Origin of the sequence: Amycolatopsis sp. NPDC024027 (genome assembly GCF_040638975.1) — a bacterium.
Classification (GTDB): Bacteria; Actinomycetota; Actinomycetes; order Mycobacteriales; family Pseudonocardiaceae; genus Amycolatopsis.
The window spans coordinates 1-19,548 of record NZ_JBEZYY010000036.1 but is presented as its reverse complement, the minus strand read 5'-3'; the positions used below and the strand labels follow the sequence as shown (position 1 = coordinate 19,548).

19 protein-coding genes are annotated in these 19,548 nt (G+C 70.8%); 7 read left to right on the top strand and 12 right to left on the bottom strand.

From position 1 onward, the window contains the following. Positions 1-39: 39 nt before the first annotated feature. Entirely contained in the window at positions 40-639 is a 600-nt protein-coding gene (locus AB0F52_RS47260) for a hypothetical protein (protein WP_360185739.1), read from the bottom strand. Between the two features lie 133 nt (positions 640-772). On the opposite strand from AB0F52_RS47260, the gene AB0F52_RS47255 reads away from it, so the two are divergent. From AB0F52_RS47255 to AB0F52_RS47245, 3 genes are read left to right on the top strand one after another with little or no spacing between them, the layout of a single operon-like run. Beyond that, on the top strand, positions 773-1,414 hold the full coding sequence (locus AB0F52_RS47255) for a GNAT family N-acetyltransferase (RefSeq protein WP_360185736.1): 642 nt from the start codon (positions 773-775) through the stop codon (positions 1,412-1,414). Further along, entirely contained in the window at positions 1,356-1,868 is a 513-nt protein-coding gene (locus AB0F52_RS47250) for a TetR/AcrR family transcriptional regulator (RefSeq protein ID WP_360185855.1), read from the top strand. Before AB0F52_RS47255 ends, AB0F52_RS47250 begins: the two co-directional genes overlap by 59 nt. 1 nt (position 1,869) lies before the next feature. After that, positions 1,870-2,424, top strand: a complete 555-nt coding sequence (locus AB0F52_RS47245) for a GNAT family N-acetyltransferase (RefSeq protein WP_360185734.1) — start codon at positions 1,870-1,872, stop codon at positions 2,422-2,424. On the opposite strand, the gene AB0F52_RS47240 is transcribed toward AB0F52_RS47245, so the two are convergent. Next, positions 2,316-3,500 (bottom strand): epoxide hydrolase family protein, encoded by a 1,185-nt coding sequence (locus AB0F52_RS47240; protein WP_360185731.1) that lies wholly within the window; start codon positions 3,498-3,500, stop codon positions 2,316-2,318. The genes AB0F52_RS47245 and AB0F52_RS47240 overlap by 109 nt on opposite strands. A gap of 62 nt (positions 3,501-3,562) precedes the next feature. On the opposite strand from AB0F52_RS47240, the gene AB0F52_RS47235 reads away from it, so the two are divergent. After that, positions 3,563-4,495, top strand: coding sequence for a WYL domain-containing protein (locus AB0F52_RS47235; protein ID WP_360185728.1), 933 nt, complete (start codon positions 3,563-3,565; stop codon positions 4,493-4,495). A gap of 335 nt (positions 4,496-4,830) precedes the next feature. Here AB0F52_RS47235 and AB0F52_RS47230 read toward each other — a convergent pair whose 3' ends face one another. From AB0F52_RS47230 to AB0F52_RS47215, 4 genes are all read right to left on the bottom strand, one after another. Continuing rightward, positions 4,831-5,076, bottom strand: coding sequence for a helix-turn-helix transcriptional regulator (locus tag AB0F52_RS47230; RefSeq protein ID WP_360185852.1), 246 nt, complete (start codon positions 5,074-5,076; stop codon positions 4,831-4,833). Positions 5,077-5,466: 390 nt separating this feature from the next. Continuing rightward, complete coding sequence (locus AB0F52_RS47225) at positions 5,467-6,249, bottom strand: SDR family oxidoreductase (protein WP_360185725.1); 783 nt, start codon at positions 6,247-6,249, stop codon at positions 5,467-5,469. Positions 6,250-6,271: 22 nt separating this feature from the next. After that, on the bottom strand, positions 6,272-7,255 hold the full coding sequence (locus AB0F52_RS47220; RefSeq protein ID WP_360185722.1) for a glutathione S-transferase C-terminal domain-containing protein: 984 nt from the start codon (positions 7,253-7,255) through the stop codon (positions 6,272-6,274). 8 nt (positions 7,256-7,263) lie between these two features. Beyond that, positions 7,264-7,740, bottom strand: coding sequence for a MarR family winged helix-turn-helix transcriptional regulator (locus AB0F52_RS47215; RefSeq protein WP_360185719.1), 477 nt, complete (start codon positions 7,738-7,740; stop codon positions 7,264-7,266). A 107-nt stretch (positions 7,741-7,847) separates the two neighbouring features. Here AB0F52_RS47215 and AB0F52_RS47210 point away from each other — a divergent pair, with 107 nt between their 5' ends. Then, a complete protein-coding gene (locus AB0F52_RS47210) occupies positions 7,848-8,405 on the top strand; it encodes a YceI family protein (RefSeq protein ID WP_360185716.1) in 558 nt (185 codons plus the stop codon). Between the two features lie 21 nt (positions 8,406-8,426). On the opposite strand, the gene AB0F52_RS47205 is transcribed toward AB0F52_RS47210, so the two are convergent. Further along, positions 8,427-9,029: a TetR/AcrR family transcriptional regulator gene (locus tag AB0F52_RS47205; RefSeq protein WP_360185713.1), complete on the bottom strand. Its 603-nt coding sequence runs from the start codon at positions 9,027-9,029 to the stop codon at positions 8,427-8,429. 44 nt (positions 9,030-9,073) lie between these two features. On the opposite strand from AB0F52_RS47205, the gene AB0F52_RS47200 reads away from it, so the two are divergent. After that, complete coding sequence (locus tag AB0F52_RS47200; RefSeq protein WP_360185710.1) at positions 9,074-10,012, top strand: hypothetical protein; 939 nt, start codon at positions 9,074-9,076, stop codon at positions 10,010-10,012. Here AB0F52_RS47200 and AB0F52_RS47195 read toward each other — a convergent pair. The 5 genes from AB0F52_RS47195 to AB0F52_RS47175 all read right to left on the bottom strand — a co-directional run bounded on the left by AB0F52_RS47195 (position 9,999) and on the right by AB0F52_RS47175 (position 16,150). After that, positions 9,999-12,002: a TIM-barrel domain-containing protein gene (locus AB0F52_RS47195; protein ID WP_360185707.1), complete on the bottom strand. Its 2,004-nt coding sequence runs from the start codon at positions 12,000-12,002 to the stop codon at positions 9,999-10,001. The two genes, AB0F52_RS47200 and AB0F52_RS47195, sit on opposite strands and share 14 nt — an antisense overlap. Positions 12,003-12,018: 16 nt before the next feature. Next, a complete protein-coding gene (locus AB0F52_RS47190) occupies positions 12,019-12,834 on the bottom strand; it encodes a carbohydrate ABC transporter permease (protein WP_360185705.1) in 816 nt (271 codons plus the stop codon). Continuing rightward, complete coding sequence (locus AB0F52_RS47185) at positions 12,831-13,769, bottom strand: sugar ABC transporter permease (protein ID WP_360185702.1); 939 nt, start codon at positions 13,767-13,769, stop codon at positions 12,831-12,833. The genes AB0F52_RS47190 and AB0F52_RS47185 overlap by 4 nt, the downstream gene beginning before the upstream one ends. Continuing rightward, entirely contained in the window at positions 13,766-15,007 is a 1,242-nt protein-coding gene (locus tag AB0F52_RS47180; protein ID WP_360185700.1) for a sugar ABC transporter substrate-binding protein, read from the bottom strand. The genes AB0F52_RS47185 and AB0F52_RS47180 overlap by 4 nt, the downstream gene beginning before the upstream one ends. Before the next feature lie 129 nt (positions 15,008-15,136). Continuing rightward, positions 15,137-16,150, bottom strand: a complete 1,014-nt coding sequence (locus tag AB0F52_RS47175; RefSeq protein ID WP_360185697.1) for a LacI family DNA-binding transcriptional regulator — start codon at positions 16,148-16,150, stop codon at positions 15,137-15,139. Between the two features lie 347 nt (positions 16,151-16,497). Between AB0F52_RS47175 and AB0F52_RS47170 the strand changes: the two genes are divergently transcribed. Continuing rightward, positions 16,498-19,425 carry a glycoside hydrolase family 3 C-terminal domain-containing protein gene (locus tag AB0F52_RS47170; RefSeq protein WP_360185694.1) on the top strand — a complete coding sequence of 976 codons (2,928 nt, stop codon included), beginning with the start codon at positions 16,498-16,500 and terminating at the stop codon, positions 19,423-19,425. Positions 19,426-19,548 lie beyond the last annotated feature (123 nt).

Sequence of the window (19,548 nt, the reverse complement as noted above, 5' to 3'; positions counted from 1 at the left end):
CCCGCCGGTGTCCTGAGCTCCGGCGGGGAGGCCTCCGGCTCAGGGAGCGAGCCCGTGCCGGGCCAGCTCGTGCCCGGCGAGCTTCCCGATGACGTCCCGGTCGCGCTCCCGCCAGCCGGTGGCCGGTTCGCCCACCGAAGCCAGCCGCCCCAGTGGCTGCGTGGCGAGCGCCCGCAGGGCCAGCAGGTCGAGCCCTTCGTCGCCGAGGGCTCGCAGCCGCGCGGCCGCCGTGGCGCGGCGGGTGTACCGCCAGCGCAGCGGCATCCACGTCACCAGGAGCGCCAGCACGGGCAGGGCGATGATGATCGCCGCCATCCACCAGGCCAGGTTCTCGACGGCTTCGATCTGCCAGCGCCCCGCGTCCGTGAGCTTGGTCCCGACGTCCGAACCGCCGTGGAGGGCCTTCGCGAGCGCGTCCCCGACGAACGGGATGCCGTCGGCGGAGTTCGCCGCGGAGTCGAAGGTGCCGCGCAGGCCGGTGCCGGCGTCGACGAGCCCGTCCCCGGGCGCCCGGAGCTTCATGACCTGGTCGTACACCGAAGTCCCCAGCCACACCGCGAGGACGACGAGCAGCACGGCCAGGAGATCGCTGACGAGCTGGGCGGTACGGCGGATCGGCCGTTCGGCGTAGAGCTGCATCGGGGGGACGCCTTTCGCGGTGGGGGAGCGCGGCCACGGCAACGTACCCGCGTCCTCTCTGGGCGAACCGGGCGCCGTGAGCTATGACGGCGGTCATAGTGTGTTCCCCGTCGCGGTGTGCTCTCATGGGACTATGACCACTGTCATAGAGGTCGCGCACCGCGAGTGCGTCGCCGCGCTGGTCGCGGCCTGCTCGCCGGACAGTCTCCGGCGCCGGTTCATGATGGGTGGCCCCGCCCGGCCGGCCGAGGTTTTCCAGCGTTACCAGGGGTTTCTGCTCGCCGGGCCGCCGGACGGCGCCGCACTGCTCGCCTGCCGCGGCGGCCGCCCGGTGGGGCTGCTCAACTTCGTCTCCGAGACGCCGGGGGAGGCGGAGATCGGGATCCTCGTCGCCGACGCGTGGCAGCGGCAGGGGATCGGCAGCGCGCTGAGCCGGTGGTTGTGGGCGTCCGGGCGCTGGGCGGGCTGGACCGTGCGGGCCACCGTCCAGGCCGGGAACGCCGGCGCCGAGGCGCTCCTGCTGGGCCAGGGGTTCCGGCCGGAGCCGTCGTACGAACGCGGCGAACGCGACTTCGTGCTGGTCGTGCCGGACTGGGCTACCATGACGGACGTCATGAAGGAGGCGGTCGATGACCAGGACACCGCGCGAGCGGATGGTGCTCAGCGCCGCGCAGCTGGTGCGGATCCAGGGCGTCGGGGCGACCGGCATGCGGGACGTGGTCGCCCACGCCGAAGCACCGCGGGGGTCCCTGCAGCACTACTTCCCCGGCGGTAAGGACCAGCTGATCGCCGAAGCCGTCACCTGGGCGGGCGACTACGCCGCCCGGCGCGTGACGCGCGCGGCGGCCAAGCTCGAAGACCCGACGCCGGGCAAGCTGTTCGCGGCCATGGCCGCCCAGTGGCAGGACGAGTTCACGACGTCGGGCTTCGACGCGGGCTGCCCGCTGGTCGCGACGGTCGCCGACACGGCAGCCACCAGCGACAGCCTGCGCGAAGCGGTGGGCAAGGCGTTCGAAGGCTGGCAGCGCCCGGTCGCCGCGACGCTCGAGCAGCTGGGCGTGCCACCGGCTCGCAGCGCGTCCCTGGCGGTGCTCATGCTCAGCGCGCTGGAGGGCGCGATCGTCCTGGCCCGCGCCCACCGGGACATCGCGCCGCTGGAGACGGTGGTCGCCGAGCTGCGGCCGTTGCTCGACGGCGCCGTGGACCGGCGGCGCCGCCGAGAAATCTGACGTGGCCACTCACGACCCGATGTCGGTCCACCACACGACGAAACGGCTGGTCCTGCGGCCGTGGCGCGAGTCCGACGCCGGGGACCTTCGCGCCCTGCACGCCGAACGCGGCACCGGGACGCCCGCGCTCGACGAGATCCGGGCGCTCATCGCGAAGCAGCTCACCGCGACGGAGACGACCGGGATCGCCCTGCTGCCCGTCCAGCGCCGCGCCGAAGGCGACTTCATCGGCTACTGCGGGCTGATCATCGGCCGCGCCACCCTCGACGAACCCGAGATCGCGTACGAGCTGTTCCGGCGTGCGCACGGAAACGGCTACGCCACCGAGGCCGCCACCGCGGTGCTCGAAGCCGCGACGGCGACCGGGCGGAAGCGGCTCTGGGCGACCGTCGGCGCGGGGAACGCCCCGTCGCTGCGCGTGCTCGGGAAACTCGGGTTCGAAGCGCATCACGTGTCCACTGAGGACAGTGGTGCGGTCGTCTGGCTGACTCGCTCGCTGCCTTGGAGCTCCCGGAAGAATTCCCGGATGTCGCCGACCAGCACTTCCGGGGCCTGAAGGGACGCGAAGTGCCCGCCCGCGTCGTACTCCGACCAGCGGGTCACGCTGTTCGACAGCTCGGCGAGGCCGCGGAGCGCGTGGTCCCCCCGGAAGTTCGCCACCGCCGTCGGGACGCCGGACGGGGCCGGGCGCTCGCCCCAGCCGTCCTGGCCCGCTTCCAGGTACAGGCGCGCCGCCGAGCCCGCGGTGCCGGTGAGCCAGAAGATCGTCACGTTCGTGAGGATGGCGTCCCGGTGCACCGGCGTCTGGTTCGTGGTGGCGGGGTCCCAGCCGACGAACCACTCGAGGTTCCACGCGAGCTGCCCGGCGGGGGAGTCGTTGAGCGCGTAGGCCAGGGTCTGCGGGCGGGTCGCCATCTGCGTGGCGTAGCCGGAGTGGGCGTACCACCAGGTTTGGTTCTCCCGCGCCCGCTTTTGGTCGTCTTCGGACAGCCGGTCGAGGTCGCCGGGAGCGGTCGGCACCCCGGCGTTGGCGACGGCGTTGACGTGCACGCCCAGCACCGCTTCGGGGGCGACCCGGCCGAGTTCGGGGGAGACGATGCTGCCGAAGTCGCCACCCTGGGCGCCGTAGCGTTCGTAGCCGAGCCGCCGCATCAGCTCGGCCCACGCCCGCGCGGTTCGGCGGGTGTTCCAGCCGCGGTCGCCGGTGGGGCCGGAGAAGGCGAACCCGGGCACGGATGGCGCGACGACGTGGAAGGCGTCCTTCGGGTCGCCGCCGTGGGCGCGGGGGTCGGTGAGCGGGCCGAGGACGTCGAGGAAGTCGGCGACGGTGCTCGGCCAGCCGTGGGTCATGATCAGCGGGGTGGCGCCGGGTTCGGGGGAGCGGACGTGGAGGAAGTGGATGCGCTGGCCGTCGATCGTGGTCGTGAACTGCGGGAACGCGTTGAGCCGGGCTTCCTGGGCTCGCCAGTCGAAGCCGGTGCGCCAGTACTCGGCGAGCTCGCGGAGGTAGGGCTCGCTGACGCCGTAAGCCCACCCGGCGCCGGGCAGTTCGCCCGGCCAGCGGGTGCGGGCGAGCCGGTGGTGCAGCTCGTCGAGGTCGGCCTGCGGGACGTCGATGCGGAAAGGATCCATGTCCGGCACCCTCTCGCCCGTGTAGGACAGGAACGGTCCTCGATGTCCGGCAGACTTGCCCCATGCGCGAAACCCCCGGCCGGCTGCTCCGCTTGCTGTCGCTGCTCCAGATGCACCGCGACTGGTCCGGCACCGAACTGGCGGACCGCCTCGGCGTGACGACCCGGACCGTCCGCCGCGACGTCGGCCGCCTGCGCGAACTGGGCTACCCGGTGCACGCGGCGATGGGCCCGATCGGCGGCTACCGCCTCGGCGCCGGCGCCGAGCTGCCCCCGCTGCTGCTGGACGACGACGAGGCGGTCGCGGTGGTGGTCGGCCTGCACGCCGGCGGCGTCTCGGGCCTGGCGGAGGCGTCGCTGCGGGCGCTGACGAAGGTGGAGCAGGTCCTGCCGTCCCGGCTGCGCCACCGCGTGGCGGCGCTGGAAGCGAGCTTGCTGGCGCTCCCGGTCCGCGGCCCGGTGGTGGCGGCGGAGGTGCTGACCGCGGTGTCGGCGGCGATCCGCGCGTCGGAGACACTGCGGTTCGACTACGTGAGCCACGACGGCCGCGAGTCCCGCCGCACGGTCGAGCCGCACCGCCTGGTCTCGTGGGGCCGCCGCTGGTACCTGGTCGGCTGGGACACCGCCCGCGCGGACTGGCGGACGTTCCGCGCGGACCGCCTCACGCTGCGCACCCCGAACGGACCCCGCTTCACCCACCGCCAACCCCCGGACGGCGACCTCACGGCGTACCTCAAACGCACGATGGGCCGCGAGATGTGGCCCTTGCGCGCGGTCTTGAAGCTCCACGCGCCGGCCGAAGAGGTGGCCGGCCGCGTCGACGGCGAGGTGACCGCCCTCGATGCGAAGACCTGCCGGCTCGAGCTGGCCTCGGATTCGTGGGACATCGTGGCGTTCGTCGTGGGGATGCTCGACGTGCCGTTCGAGGTGGAGTCACCCCCGGAACTGACCGAGCGGCTCGAGGTGCTTTCGGCGCGGTACGCCGCAGCGACTTAGGCCGACGAGAGTCAGAAGATGAGTGCGACGAGGCTGACGACGAGCAGGACGGCCAAGGCGATGATCGACAGCGTCGACAGCAGTTTCCTCGGTCGTCCCACGTCCCGCGGCCACGTGGTGGTCAGGGGTTCGGGCTTGCGGACCTCGGGTGAACGCGATCTCCCGCTCCAGGTCGTGGATGCTCTCGCTGCCCTCGCGCAGCTGATCCCGAAGCCCGCGGATGCGGTCCCGGAGGAACCTCTCCTTCTGACCGCCCGTGGTGACCTGCTGCTCGGCCTGGTGGCACTGCAGCTCGAGATCGGCGATCTTGCCGTTGACTTCGGTCAACCGGGATGTCAGCTGTTCCTCGCGGCTCTGCAACTCACTGACCTGGTGCTGGGTCGCTTCGAGCTCTTTCCGGAACACCGCGGTTCTTCCCAGTCGATCGGTCGGCCACGGCTGCTCCCGTTCTCGACTTCCGACACCCAACTCTGCTGCCGCTCGACGTCGTCACTCCTCTTGCCCATGCGGCCGGCCAGCTGTTCTTGGGTCAAGTGGGCGGAGGTGCGCAGGTCGCGCAGATCCACACCCAGGTGGTGCATAGTCTCGGCCCGAGCGACTCGTTCAGGCATCGGCGCTCCCGGGGCGATATCGCGGCGATGAGCCCGGTCCACGTGTTCTGAGCTGCGCTTTCTCGTCGCGGTATCGCCGTTCGGCGTCTCGGGGATGCGGGCGGGCAACAGTGATCGCACCGCACCTCCCGACGAACGGAGCCCGACGATGAACGCTTTCCTCGATCTCGCGGCGCAGCTTCTCCAGTGCACGACGGCAGCGGCCGGCGCTGCGGCCGCGGTGGCGAAGCTGCGCGGCCGCAAGCCATGGACTGGGCGGCGATGGCGTCATCGGCGTACCTCACGGCGAATCCGTTGACCGTTCTGGCTCGGCGTGGCATGAGTCGGCCGGCCGGCGAGCGGCGTTACGCCGGTGGCGACTCAGGTGTGCGTGCCGCCGTCGATGCGGATTTCCGTGCCCGTGATGAACTTGCCGTCGTCCGAAGCCAGCATCGCCACCACTCCCGCCACCGTCTCCGGGGCCGCCACCGCGTTGCCCACCTCCGTCGTGAACTCCGTCGGGAGGATCGGCAGCAACCGTCCGAACAGGGAAAAGTCCACGTTCTGGGGCAGCCAGCTCGCCGCCGAGTCCGTGATGCCGCTCTTCACGCTGCCCGGGGCGATGCTGACCGCGCGCAGGCCCTGCTTGCCGTACTCCAGGGCCAGCGAGTGCGTGAACGCCTGGATGCCGCCCTTGCTCGCGCTGTACGCCGCCATGTACGGGTGGGCGAACGATGCCGACGTCGAACTGAAGTTCACCACCACGCCGTTCGCCGATTCGAGCAAGGCCGGCAGGGCCGCGCGCGTCACCAGGAACGTTCCGGTCAGGTTCACCGCCAGCACCCGGTTCCACAGCTCCAGCGACGTCTCGTGCGTGTGCGACGCCAGCAGGATCCCGGCCGCGTTGACGACCACGTCGAGGCCGCCGAGCACGTTCACCGCCGACGTCACGCCGAACTCCACCGACGCCTCGTCGGCCACGTCCATGACGTACGTCGTCAAGCCTTCGAGGTGCGCGGCCTGCTGGGTGCCGATCAGGCCTTCTTCGGAGACGTCGGTGCCGATGACCTGGGCCCCCTCTTCCATCAGGCGGAGCGTGGTGGCCCGGCCGATGCCGGAACCGGCGCCGGTGACCAGGACCCGGCGATCGCGGAGGCGTTCCATGGCGATCACCGTAGCCAAGAACTCAGAGCTCGGGCACCCGCTCGCCGGCCGGCGGCGGACCCGGCGGCGTCCCGTCGCCGAACGGGCGGCCACCCAGCTCCTCACGACCGTGGGGCGTCAGCCAGCCGCTCGGGTCCGGGCCCAGCGGCACGATCCCGGTCGGGTTCACGTTCTTGTGCACCACGTAGTAGTGCTCCTTGATCTGGGCGAAGTCGATCGTGTCGCCGAAGCCCGGCGTCTGGAACAGGTCGCGGGTGTACGCCCACAGCACCGGGAGCTCGGTCAGCTTCTGGCGGTTGCACTTGAAGTGGCCGTGGTAAACCGCGTCGAAGCGCACCAGGGTGGTGAACAGCCGGATGTCCGCTTCGGTGATCGTGTCGCCGACCAGGTAGCGCTGGTTCGCGAGCCGCTCGGAAAGCCAGTCCAGCCGGGTGAACAACTTCTGGTACGAGTGCTCGTACGCCTCCTGGGACCGGGCGAACCCGCACTGGTACACCGCGTTGTTGACGTCGGTGAACACCTTCTGCGCCACGTCGTCGATCTCGTCCCGCAGCTTCTCCGGGTACAGCTCGGGCGCGCCGGAACGGTGGTACGCCGTCCACTCGGTCGACATGTCCAGCGTCATCTGCGCGAAGTCGTTGGTGACGACCTCGCCGCTCGGGATGTCGACGAAGGCCGGCACCGTGATGCCGCGGGGGTAGTCCGGGTCGCGCTTGAAGAACGCCTCCTGCAGGCGCTCGATGCCGAGGACCGGGTCGCGGCCCTCCGGGTCGAGGTCGAAGCTCCAGCTGCGCTCGTCGTGCACCGGGCCCGCGATCCCCATCGACAGCACCGGCTCGAGGCCGAGCAGGCGGCGCACGATCACCGCGCGGTTCGCCCACGGGCACGCCCGCGCCACCACCAGCCGGTAGCGGTCCGGCTCGACCGGCCAGCCGTCGCGGCCGTCGGCCGTGATGCGGTCCGGGAGGTAGTTCAGGTCGCGCTTGTACTCGCCCTTGTCGGTCATCGGCGTCCTCAGCAGTCGTCGGTCGGGGGAGTGGCTTCCAGGGCCGCGGCCAGCCGGGCCAGCACCGGCCCGGCCGTGCGGATGTCCTCGGCGCTCAGGTGGTCGAACACCGAAGCCCGCACGCGGGCGAGGTGGCCAGGGTAGGCCGCCTCCAGTCTGGCCAATCCCGCCTCGGTCAGCACGGCGTTGGACGCGCGGCCGTCCTCGGCGCAGCGGCGCTTCTCGACCAGGCCTCGGCGGGTCAGGTCGTCCACGACCCGGCTGATCCGGCTCAGCGACAGCCCGGTGGTCGCGGCCAGCGCCGAGATGCGGAGCAGGTGATCCGGGGCTTCGGACAGCGCGACCAGCACTCCGTAGTCGGTGATCGCGAGCCCGGTGTCGGGCAGGAACTGGTCCTCGAGCGCCCGCGGCAGCGCGGTCATGATGCGCATCAGCGGCCGCCAGAACGCGGTTTCGTCGGCGTCGAGCGCGGACAGTTCACCCATATCGGCGACTCTACCGAAAGCTTGCTTGCGCAACCAGCCAAAGTGAGTACAGTGTCGTTGAACCCTCAATCACCGGGGGGCGCCACCACGAGGAGAGAAGAACAGCGATGACCAGCGCGACCACCTACCCCCAGCTGACCGGCGAATACACCCTCGACGCCGCCCACTCGCGGATCGGGTTCGTCGCCCGGCACGCCATGGTGACCAAGGTGCGCGGCAGCTTCAACGAGTTCACCGGCTCCGCGACCATCGACGGCGACGCGCCGGAGAAGTCGTCTGCCCAGGTGACCATCCAGGCCCACAGCATCGACACCCGCAACGCCGACCGTGACGGGCACCTGAAGAGCAACGACTTCCTGTCGATGGACGAATACCCGCAGATCACCTTCACCTCGACCGAGATCAAGCAGACCGGCGACACCAGCTTCGACGTCACCGGCGACCTGACGATCAAGGACGTCACCCGTTCGGTGACCATCCCGTTCGAGTTCGAGGGCGCCGCGAAGGACCCGTTCGGCAACGACCGCATCGGCTTCGAAGGCTCCACCACGATCAGCCGCAAGGACTACGGCATCACCTGGAACGCCGCCCTCGAGACCGGTGGCGTGCTGGTGAGCGACAAGGTCACGCTGGAGTTCGAGATCTCCGCGATCAAGTCCGCCTGATCCCGGGAGCGGGAACCGGGCTCACCGGTTCCCGCTCGCCCGCAGGTTCCCGATGCCGACGTCGAGCGCCGCTTCGAGGTGATCGATGCGGCCGGTCGACAGCATCACCACCACGCCGCCCTGGATGCCGGCCAGCAGGGCGGCGGCCGCGCGCCCGGCGTCCAGGTCCGGGCCGACCTCGCCGTCCTCCTGCAGGTGGCGGATGCCCGCCTCGATCTCGTCCTGCCAGCGCCGCAGCAGTTCGGTCACCACCGCCTGCGCGCCCGGCGTCGCGCGGCCGAGCTGGGAAATCAGCACGTTGAGCGGGCAGTGCCGGCCACGGCTGTCGTAGTGCGAGACGACCGTGTCGCGCCACCGCTGCCACGCCGCCCACGACGTCAGGCTGCCCAGCTGGGGCTGCTGGACCGCCAGGACCTGGTCGGCCTCGAAGCGCGCGACCGCCAGCAGGAGCTCTTCCTTGCCGTCCGGGAAGTAGTGGAACAGCTGGCTCTTGCTGGTTCCCGTCCGCGCCCGGACGTCGTCGAGCGTCGTGACGGCGACCCCGCGCTCGCGGATCTCCGCCGCGGCGCCTTCGACGATCCGCTGCCGCGTCGCGGCGCCCTTCGGGGTCAGCTTTGGACTCACAGGTCCACTTTAATTCGCTGGTCCTGCCCGGGAGAATTCCGGGTATGTCCACTGTCACGCCGTTCGCGGTCCTGGCGCTGATCGGCGCCGTGTCCGGATCGGTCACGGCGTGGCTGCTCCTGCGCCGCGACCGGCCCGCCGAGGTCCTGACCCCGTCGGCGCCGCCGGAGCCGGTCCCCGAGGAGGTCGCGGCCCGGTTGCTGGCCGACGAGCGAGCCGCCCGGCTGAGCGCGCTGGCCTCCCTCGCCCGGCAGGCCGACGCTGACCCCGAGCTGCGCCAGGAGTGCGTCGGCGAGATCCTCACCCAGTTCCGGTCCGGCTGGCCGGACCCGCCGGCCTGGCAGGCCGAACTGTGGCGGCTCCTGCTGCCGCACCTGCGCCCCGGGTCCCCGTGGTTCTGGCCGGGGATGGACCTCGAGCTGGACAGCTTGGTGCTGCACGCGGTCGACCTCCGTGGTTGCGAAGTCCGTGACGCGTGCTTCCGCGGCGTCCGGTTCGCCGGCGACGCCCAGTTCGGCGAAGTGGGCTTCACCGATCTGGTGAGCTTCGAAGGATCCTGCTTCGCCCGCCACGCTCTCTTCGGCAGCGCACGGTTCGGGACAGGCGCCGACTTCGAGAACGCGACCTTTACCGGCACGGCCGACTTCGCCGGCGTGACCGCCGGCGGCCCGATGTGGTTCGACGCCGCCCGGTTCTCGGCTCGCACGGACTTCACCGCGGCGGCCTTCGGTGACGACGTCTCGTTCGAAGCAGCGGGGTTCGCCGGCCGCACGATCTTCTCCGGCAGCCGGTTCGCCGCAGGAACTCACTTCACCCGAGCCCGCTTCGGCGGCCATGCGGACTTCACGGCCGCGACGGCGGGCGGGTTCGACTTCACCGGAGCCCGGATCCGGTTGGACGCGCGCGTCGTCCGGACCTGGCCGCCGGGCTGGGCACCCGGCGAGCCCGAGCCGCAGCGGTGGGCCGGCCTCACTCGGCTCTGATCGGCAGATCCGCCCCGTCGCGGAGGAACACCGGGATGCGCTCCGGCGGGGCCGCCGCCTCGACCCAGTCGCCGCCGTCGTGGCGGGTGCCGGTCGCCGCGTCCGTCCAGGACGCCCCGGCCGGCAGGTACACCCGGCGCGTGGTGACGCCCGGCTCGAGCACCGGCGCCACCAGCACGTCCGGCCCGAGGAGGAACTGGTCGTCCACGTCCCAGGCCGCCGGGTCCGCCGGGAAGTCGACGAACACGGGCCGCATCGGGGGGATGCCCTGCTCGTGCGCCACCCGCATCTGCTCCATCAGGTACGGCCGCAGCCGCTCCCGCAGCCGCAGCGACGCCGTGATCGACTCGTAAGCCGAAGAACCGAACGACCAGACCTCGTTGGGGCCGCCGGTCATCTCGGGCCCGAACGCCGGGCGCGGGTCGCGGAAGCCGTGCAGGCGGAACAGCGGGCAGAACACCCCGTAGGAGAACCAGCGGACCATCAGCTCCCGGTACTCCGGCGACTCCGGGTCGCCGCCGTGGAAGCCGCCGATGTCCGTCGTCCACCAGGGGATTCCGGCCAGTGCCACGTTCAGCCCGGCCCGGACCTGCGCCCGCAGCGACGCCCACGTCGCCCCGACGTCACCCGACCAGAGCGCCGCCCCGAAGCGCTGGCTGCCCGCCCACGCCGAGCGGGAGAGCAGCACGACTTCGTCGTCGCCCTCGGCGCGGATGCCGTCGTGGAACGTCTGCGCGTTGACCTGCGGGTAGAGGTTGAACACCTCCGCACCCGGGCCGGCGTGGAAGCCGAGGTTGTGCGGGTGGCCCGGCTGGATCTCCGGCTCGTCGCCGTCCAGCCACCACGCGCGCACGCCCAGGTCGTAGTAGTTCTCCTTGACCTTGCTCCAGACGAACCGCCGGGCCTCCGGGTTGGTCGCGTCGTAGAACGCCACCGGCATCTCGACGCCGAACCCCTTGTCCTTCCACGGCGCGTGCGCCGGGACGCCGCTCTCGGCGGCGACCAGCAGACCCCGTTCCTGCAGCTCGCGGTAGTTCTCCGAGAGCGGGTTCACCGACGGCCACACCGAGACCATGAGCTTGACGCCGAGTTCGGAAAGCTCGCGCACGAGCCCGGCCGGGTCGGGCCACTCGGCCGGGTCGAACTTCCAGTCGCCGAGGTGCGTCCAGTGGAAGAAGTCCGCCACGATCACCGACAGCGGCAGCCCGCGGTCGTGGTATTCCCGCGCGACGGCGAGCAGCTCCTCCTGGGTGCGGTAGCGCAGCTTCGACTGCCAGAACCCGGCCGCCCACTCCGGCAGCATCGGCGCGTGGCCGGTCGCGTCGGCGTAGTGGCCGAGGATCTGGCGCGGACCGTCGCCGGTGGTGATCCAGTAGTCCAGCTGGCGCGCGTCGTCGGCGACCCAGCGGGTGCCGTTCGCGGCCAGCTCGACCCGGCCGACGGCGGGACTGTTCCACAGGAACCCGTAGCCGCGGCTGGAGAGCAGGAACGGCACCGACACCTCGGCGTTGCGCTGCACCAGGTCGAGCACGAGGCCCTTCTGGTCGAGCCGGCCGTGCGTGTGCTGCCCGAGCCCGAAGAGCCGCTCGTCGTCGTAGGCGCTGAAGCGCTGTTCCAACCGGCCGTAGCCGTTGCGCGACGGCATGAACAGCCGTGCCCCGGGCCACCAGAAGTGCGCGCGCTGCTCGGAAAGCAGCTCCTCGCCGGTGTCGGTGCGGACGAACCGCAGCTGCGCGTCGATGCCGGTGTCGGTGTCGGCGATCTCGACGATGGCGGTGAGCGCGCCGTTGACCACCCGGCCGGTCCGCCCCTCGACCGAGGCGGTGGCGGCGGACGGCTTCGCGGGCAGCAGCGCACCCGGGACGTCGTCGAGGATGCGGTGCCGTCCGGCCCGCACGCGCAGGCTGTCCGCGCCCCACGGCTCGATGCGCAGCACCTCGTGCCGCACGCTGACTTCGAGCGAGCGGCCGTCTTCGGTCGTGGCGATCACGAGGTCTCCTAGGAAATCAGTCTTTGACGGCGCCGCTGGTCAGCCCGGCGACGACGTAGCGCTGGGCGACGACCAGCAGGACGGCCGCGGGGATCGCGGCGAGGACGGCGGTGGCCATGATCCCGTTCCAGTCGGCGGACTGGTTGCCGACGAACCGGTAGATGCCCACGGTGATGGGCTCGAACGACTGCCCGGTGGTCAGGGTGACGGCGAACAGGAAGTCCGCCCAGGCGAACAGGAACGAGAACAGCCCGGCGGTGACCAGTGCGTTGCGGCTGACCGGTAGGATGATCGAGGCGAAGGTGCGCCAGTACCCGGCACCGTCCACCCGGGACGCTTCGGTCAGCTCCTTCGGCACGGAGATCATGAACGCCCGCAGCAGCAGGATGGCGAACGGGATGGTCGCGGTGGAGTCGGCGAGCACCAGCCCGAGGTAGTTGTCGATCAGGCCGAGGTTGCTGAACACGGTGTAGAGCGCGTTGGCCATCACGATGCCCGGGATCATCTGCACGATGAGCAGCACGAACACCAGCGCCGGGCCGCCGCGCACCTTGAGCTGGGCCAGCGCGTACGAGGCGGGTGCCGCCACCAGCAGCGACACGAGCACCGTGCCGAGCGCGACGACGACGCTGGAGAGCAGGTTCGGTCCCTGCGTCGAGACGGCCTTGCGGTAGCCGTCCAGGGTGCCGCCGACCGGGAAGAACGCGGGGTCCGGGCGCAGCAGCGCGCCGCTGGGCTGCAGCGAGGCGTTGACCATCCAGTACAGCGGGAACAGCAGCACCGCCACGATCAGCACGCCGGCCACGGTCCGCGGCCAGTTCGCCGTCTTCATGCTGCCTCCGCCAGGGTCGCCTTCGCCGAACGCAGGTAGAGCAGCCCGAAGACCGTCGCCACCACGATGAGGACGTTGCCGACCGCGGCGCCCTGCCCGAACGCGAAGTCCTGGAAGGACAACCGGTAGGACCACGTGGTGAGCGTCTGGGTCGAGCCGGCCGGTCCGCCGCCGGTGACGACCATGATCACGTCGAACACCTTGATCGTGTAGACCAGTCCCAGCATCAGCACGATCCCGGTGACCGGCCGCAGCAGCGGCCAGGTGACGTGCCGGAACCGTTGCCACGCCCTGGCGCCGTCCAGCGCCGCGGCTTCGTAGAGCGACGCCGGGATGGCGCGCAGCCCGCCGTGCAGGATCACCAGGTTGAACGGGATGCCGATCCAGATGTTGGTGATGATCACCGCCGGCAGCGCCCAGCTCGTGCTGCTCAGCCACGGCACCGCGTCGAACCCCAGGAACCGCAGGCCCGCGTTGAGCACGCCGTGGTCCTGGTCGAACATCCACCGCCAGACCGCGCCGCTGACCACCAGCGGCAGCAGCCACGGCAGCAGGAGCAGCGACCGCAGCAGCGCGCTGCCGAGGAAGCGGCCGTTGAAGAACACCGCGAGCGCCAGGCCGATGCCGAACTGGAAGACGATCGATCCGGCGGTGAACAGCACCGTGTTGAGCGCCGCCGTCGAGAACAGCGGGTTGTTCAGCACGGCGGCGTAGTTCTCGATGCCGACGAAGGGTGCTTCGCCGGTGTAGAACGACTTCACCGTGTAGTTCTGCGTGCTCATCACCAGGTTCGCGGCCAGGGGGTAGCCGAAGAACACGACGACGTAGGCCAGCGCGGGCAACAGGAACGCCCACGCGGCGAACCGGTTGTCCCGGCGGGACTTCCGGCTCGCGCGGGGTGACGCCGAGACCGTCGGGGCGGTGGCGACCGTCACGAGCCGCTCGCCTGCTGGGCGGCCTTGAGGGCCTGGTCGACCGGCGTCTTCCCGGTCAGCGCCGCCTGGAGCGCGTCGGCCAGCGCCTGCGAGACCTTCGGGTACTTCTCGCCGAGCTCGGCGGTGCGGGAGCGGGCCGTGCCGACCTCGTCGACGAACGCCTGCATCGACGGCTGCTCGGTGCCGAACTTCTGGGCGGTGGCCGTCTTCGACGGGATGTAGGCGTGCGCCTTGCTCCACTCGAGCATCGTCGGCTCGGAGAGGATGCAGGAGAGCACCTTGCCGGCGGCCTGCTGGGCGGGCCCGCTGGTCACCGGCACGGTGCCGACCTCGCCGCCGAGGGCGACCACCGGCTTGCCGCCGGCCTGCGGGACCGGGATCGGCACGACGCCGTAGTGCAGTGACTTCTGCTCGTCGAGCCGGGCGATGTTCCACGAACCGTTGATCATCATCGCCGTGTTGCCGCTGACGAACTGGTCGGCGACGTCGTTCTGGCTCCAGGTCACCACGGACTTCGACGCCGAACCGGAGTTCACCAGGTCGGTGACGTACTGCAGCGCCTGCGTCGCCTGCGGCGAGTCCAATTGCGACAGTTCGGCGCCGTTGCTCCAGAAGAACGGCAGGAACTGCCAGGTGCCCTCTTCCGACGAGATGGCGGAGAAGGAGAGGCCGTACTTGCCGTCCTTGGTCAGCTTCGCCGCGGCGGCCTTCAGCTCGTCCCACGTCTTCGGCGGCTCGACGCCCGCGGCCTGCAGGAGGTCCTTGTTGTAGATCAGCGCGAGGCCGTTGACGCCCGGGGCGACGCCGTAGAGCTTGTCCTGGTACGTGCCGGCCTTGGCGATGCTCGGGTAGTAGCCGTCGGTGGTGATGCCGTAGTCGGTCAGCGGGGTCAGCGCACCGGTGGCGGCGACCTGCTGCAGCGTCGGGTTGTCGGTGAAGAGCAGGTTCGGCAGCGTCTTCGAGCTGGCGCCCTGCAGGACCTTCGGCAGCATCTGGGCTGTCGGCACCTTCTGGCGCTCGATCTTGATCCCGGTCTGCGTGGCGCAGGTGTCGAGGATCTTCTGCCAGGCGGCGGACCCCTGCTCGTCGGCGTAGTAGTCGAGTTCGGTGATCGAGGTGGCGGCCGGGGCACCGGCGCCGCCGGGCGCGGACGGGGCCGGGCTGGGGCTGCAAGCGGCCAGCAACGCGGCACTCGTGGCGCTCGCGGTGAGGATGAGGGCGCGACGGACTACGGGCATGATGATTCTCCTTCGGCGGCGGAGCAGAACCGGCTGTGTTGATGCTTATTGATCCGACCACAGTCACGGCCGAATGGCTTGGTAGCAACGGTTACGTGCTCGTGTGTGGGCGGCCTGCTTTTGGCCGGATCAATAAGGGGTACGCGGCGAGGCGGTGCTCTCGCGCCGCGTCAGGCGGGGCCCGAGCAGCCGGACCTCCGGGGTGGTGTGGCCGGCGAGCCGGCGCATGGTCATTTCGACGGCCTGGGTGCCGACCTCTTCGGCCGGGATGGCCACGTTGGTCAGCGAGACGACGTGCTGCTCGGCCATGCTGTCCGGGCACACGGCGATGACCGAGATGTCCTCGGGCACCCGCAGGCCGCGGTGGCGCAGGTCCGACAGCAGCCCGGGCAGCACGGCCTCGTTGTGCACGACCAGGCCGGTCAGGCCGGGATCGGCGGCGAGCAGCTCGTCGACGCAGGCGCTCACCGCTTCGTAGGAGTGGGCGCACGCGTGGGAGGCCGCACGCAGGTCACGGCTCTGCGTGGCTTCTTCGAAGCCGCGCAGGAACCGCGTCGCGTAACTCGTGCCGCGCCGGTAGACCGCCGGGGACGGGCCGATCAGCGCGATCGAGCGGTGGCCGAGCTCGGCCAGGTGCGCGACGCAGGCCGAGGCCGCCGCGGTGAAGTCGAGGTCGACGCAGCTCAGCCCGGCCGGGTGGTCGGGCACGCCGATGAGCACCACCGGCAGGTCGAGGGCCAGCAGCATCGGCACCCGCGGGTCGGCGGTTTCGACGTCCATCACCATCAGGGCGTCGGCGATCGCCGAGGACGCCACCCGCTGCAGCGCGGCGGGGCCCTCGTCCTTGGTGAGCAGCAGCAGGTCGTGGTCGTGCGCGCGGGCCGCGGTGACCGCCGAGGCGACGAACTCCATCACGACGGCGACGTTGAGGTCCGTGCGCAGCGGCACGACCAGCGCGAGCACGTTGGTCTTGCTGCTGGCCAGCGCCCGCGCGCCGGCGTGCGGGTGGTAGCCGAGCTTGCGGATGCTGTCCTCGACCAGCCGCCGGGTCTTCGGCGAAATCGAGCGTTTGCCGCTGATCACGTACGACACCGTGCTGGGGGCGACCCCGGCCGCGTTGGCGACGTCGTTGATCGTGACCACGGGCGGCCTCCTGGGGACGGGCGAGCGATGCGGTGTCGAAGCGCATCGACGATGGCACGAAGGTAAGTGACACACGCCCGAAACACAAGCATCATTCGCCGTTCGCCCGCATTCGATTGTATTTCGACAACCGAGGTGTTCGTCGAAATTGTCGAACTGTCCTGTTGGCGGCTGTTTTTGCAGCTCAGCACGTGGTTGAGCAGATTCGATCAGAGGGCCTGGGAGCGTTCCCAGGCACTCTTGACCTGATGCTCACCGGGCTGTAATAGTCGGCACGCTCCCACTCCCTTCGACGCGAATCTTCGTGCCGCGCCGTCGAAACGATTCGACGATTCCGGAGGCTGTCCGTGCGCCACTCCCTCTTCCGCCGTGCTCTCGTCCCGGCGGTGGCCGCGATCCTGCTGCTGGCACCTTCGCCGGCGCTCGCGGCGGCCCCGCCCCCGTTCCGCGACCCGTCGCTGCCACTGGCGACCCGGATCGACGATCTGCTGTCCCGCCTCACGGCGGACGAGAAGATCTCGCTGCTGCACCAGTACGAACCGGCCATCCCACGGCTCGGCATCGGGGTCTTCAAGACCGGCACCGAAGCCCTGCACGGCGTCGCCTGGTCGACCGACTACGACAACAAGGGCGCCGTCGTCAAGGCCGACGGCACGGTGTTCCCGCAGGCCATCGGCCTGGCCAGCACCTGGGACCCGGCGCTGGTGAAGCAGGTCGGCGCGGCCGTCGGGCAGGAGGCGCGCGGCTTCAACGCCCGCAACCCGACGCTGTGGGGCCTCAACCTGTGGGCCCCGGTGGTGAACCTGCTGCGCGACCCGCGGTGGGGCCGCAACGAGGAGGGCTACTCCGAGGACCCGCACCTCACCGGCGAGCTCGCGACCGCCTACGGCCGCGGCATGCAGGGTGACGACCCCCGGTACCTGCAGGCCGCCCCGACGCTGAAGCACTTCCTCGCCTACAACAACGAGGTCAACCGCGACACCAGCAACTCCTCGGTGCCGCCGAAGATCCTGCACGACTACGACGAGCAGGCGTTCAAGATCCCGCTGCAGGCGGGCGCGGCCAACGCCGTCATGCCGTCGTACAACCTGGTCAACGGCCGGCCCAACCACGTGAGCCCCGACCTCGACGGCAAGCTGAGGAAGTGGGCGCCGCAGGACATCGCCGTCGTCAGCGACGCCGGCGCGCCGTCCAACCTGGTCAACTCCGAGAAGTACTACGCCACCAAGGCCGAAGGGGACGCGGCGGCGATCAAGGCGGGGCTCGACAGCTTCACCGACAACGACACCGACGGCTCGATCACCGCCGCCGCGGTCAAGGAGGCCCTGAGCAAGGGCCTGCTGACCATGGCCGACGTCGAGAACGCCGACCGTCACCTGCTTTCACTGCGGTTCCGGCTCGGCGAGTTCGACCCGCCGGGACGCAACCCGTACGCGAAGATCACCCCGGCCGTCATCGGCTCGCCCGAGCACCAGGCCCTGGCGCGCAAGACCGCCGACGAGCAGATGGTGCTGCTGCGCAACAACGGCAACGCGCTCCCGCTGAACGCCGCGCGGAACAAGAAGATCGCGGTCGTCGGCCCGCTCTCGAACACCCTGTACGAAGACTGGTACAGCGGCGCGATGCAGTACAAGGTCACGCCGGTGCAGGGGATCAAGGAACGGCTCGGCTCGGCGGGCTCGGTCGCCTCGTCCGAAGGCGTCGACCGGATCGCGCTGAAGGACCTCTCCACCGGCAAGTACCTCACCGCGCCCACCACCACCGGCAAGGTGACCGCGGGCGGGACCGTCGCGGGCACCGCGGAGTCCTTCGACGTCTACGACTGGGGCGCGGGCAAGAACACGCTGCGCGCGGCCGCGAACGGCAAGTTCCTCAGCTACTCCGGCGGCGCGCTGGTGAACGACGTCGACCAGCCGGCCGGCTGGTTCGTGCAGCAGCAGCTGAAGCTGGACGCGCAGCCGGACGGGAGCTACGTGCTCGAGTACGCCGGCAACGAGGTGAACGAGCCGTGGTTCGGCCCGAACAAGTTCGCCGTCGTCGGCGCGGACGGCGTCCTGACGATCTCCGCCCCGGACGCCGCCCACGCGACGAAGTTCGGGCGGGACGTGCTGACCAGCGGGGTCGGCAGCGCGGTCGCCGCGGCCAAGGACGCGGACACCGCGGTCGTCGTGGTCGGCAGCATGCCGTTCATCAACGGCCGCGAAGCGAACGACCGCACGAGCACCGAGCTCGCCCCGGCGCAGCGCGCGCTGATCGAGGCGGTGCAGAAGGCGAACCCGCACACCGTCGTCGTGGTGGAGAACAGCTACCCGACCACCGGCTGGGACACCCTGCCGGTGCCCGGCATCCTGTGGACCAGCCACGCCGGGCAGGAAACCGGGCACGCGGTCGCCGACGTGCTCTTCGGCGACAAGGACCCGAGCGGGCGGCTCACCCAGACCTGGTACGCCTCCGACGCGGGGCTGCCGAGCATCCTCGACTACGACATCGCCAAGACCGGCATGACCTACCAGTACTACCGCGGGAAGCCGCTGTTCCCGTTCGGCTACGGGCTGAGCTACACCAGCTTCCGCTACGACAACGTCCGCACGTCCCAGTCCGGTGGGAAGGTCCGGGTGAGCGTCGACGTGACGAACACCGGCGCCCGCAGTGGGTCCGACGTCGTCCAGCTCTACTCGAAGAACTCCGGTGTGCAGCGGTTGCGGGACTTCTCGAAGCTGACCCTGGCGCCGAAGGAGACCCGCACGGTGCGGTTCGAGGTGCCCGTGGCGGACCTCGCGTCCTGGGACGTCTCCCGGGACCGGTCCGTGGTGGCGGCGGGGGTGTACGAGTTCTCGGTGGGCCGCAACGCCTCCGAACTCTCGGCACCGCAGCCGGTCTCCGTGCCGGGGGAGCGGGCCCTGCCGCGCGACCTGAGCCGGCCGACCCAGGCCCAGAACTTCGACGACTACTCCGGCACGACGTTGACGGACACGTCGAAGGTCTCGGGCACCTCGGTCGCCGGCGTGGCGGGCAGCTGGGTGGCGTACCGCAATGTGGCGTTGAACGGCCCGGCGCGGTTCTCGGCCTCGGTTTCCGCACCGGCGTCGGCGCACGTCACGGTTCGCCTGGATTCGCCGACCGGCCGCGTGCTGGGCACGGTCCCGGTGTCGTCGACGGGTGACCGGTACGCGTACACGACGGTGACCGCGGCGCTGGCGAAGGCGAGCGGACGGCACGACGTGTACCTGACGTTCGACGGCCCGGTGAACCTGTCGACGTTCTCGCTGCGGTGAGTGCTCGTGAGTGGTGGGGGGGGGGGGGGGCCCCCCCCCCCCCCCCCCCCGGGGGTGTGGGGGTTGGGGGGCCCACCCCCCAAAGGGAAGGAGTTTTGCGAAGGGGGGGATAGGGGGAGCCTA

Excerpts from the sequence above, each read along its gene's own strand:
- AB0F52_RS47190 (WP_360185705.1), bottom strand. The coding sequence starts at position 12,834 with ATGAAGACGGCGAACTGGCCGCGGACCGTGGCCGGCGTGCTGATCGTG.
- AB0F52_RS47225 (WP_360185725.1), bottom strand. The coding sequence starts at position 6,249 with ATGGAACGCCTCCGCGATCGCCGGGTCCTGGTCACCGGCGCCGGTTCC.
- AB0F52_RS47240 (WP_360185731.1), bottom strand. The coding sequence starts at position 3,500 with ATGGATCCTTTCCGCATCGACGTCCCGCAGGCCGACCTCGACGAGCTG.
- AB0F52_RS47235 (WP_360185728.1), top strand. The coding sequence starts at position 3,563 with ATGCGCGAAACCCCCGGCCGGCTGCTCCGCTTGCTGTCGCTGCTCCAG.
- AB0F52_RS47215 (WP_360185719.1), bottom strand. The coding sequence starts at position 7,740 with ATGGGTGAACTGTCCGCGCTCGACGCCGACGAAACCGCGTTCTGGCGG.
- AB0F52_RS47255 (WP_360185736.1), top strand. The coding sequence starts at position 773 with ATGACCACTGTCATAGAGGTCGCGCACCGCGAGTGCGTCGCCGCGCTG.
- AB0F52_RS47220 (WP_360185722.1), bottom strand. The coding sequence starts at position 7,255 with ATGACCGACAAGGGCGAGTACAAGCGCGACCTGAACTACCTCCCGGAC.
- AB0F52_RS47200 (WP_360185710.1), top strand. The coding sequence starts at position 9,074 with ATGTCCACTGTCACGCCGTTCGCGGTCCTGGCGCTGATCGGCGCCGTG.
- AB0F52_RS47210 (WP_360185716.1), top strand. The coding sequence starts at position 7,848 with ATGACCAGCGCGACCACCTACCCCCAGCTGACCGGCGAATACACCCTC.
- AB0F52_RS47260 (WP_360185739.1), bottom strand. The coding sequence starts at position 639 with ATGCAGCTCTACGCCGAACGGCCGATCCGCCGTACCGCCCAGCTCGTC.
- AB0F52_RS47180 (WP_360185700.1), bottom strand. The coding sequence starts at position 15,007 with ATGCCCGTAGTCCGTCGCGCCCTCATCCTCACCGCGAGCGCCACGAGT.
- AB0F52_RS47230 (WP_360185852.1), bottom strand. The coding sequence starts at position 5,076 with ATGCACCACCTGGGTGTGGATCTGCGCGACCTGCGCACCTCCGCCCAC.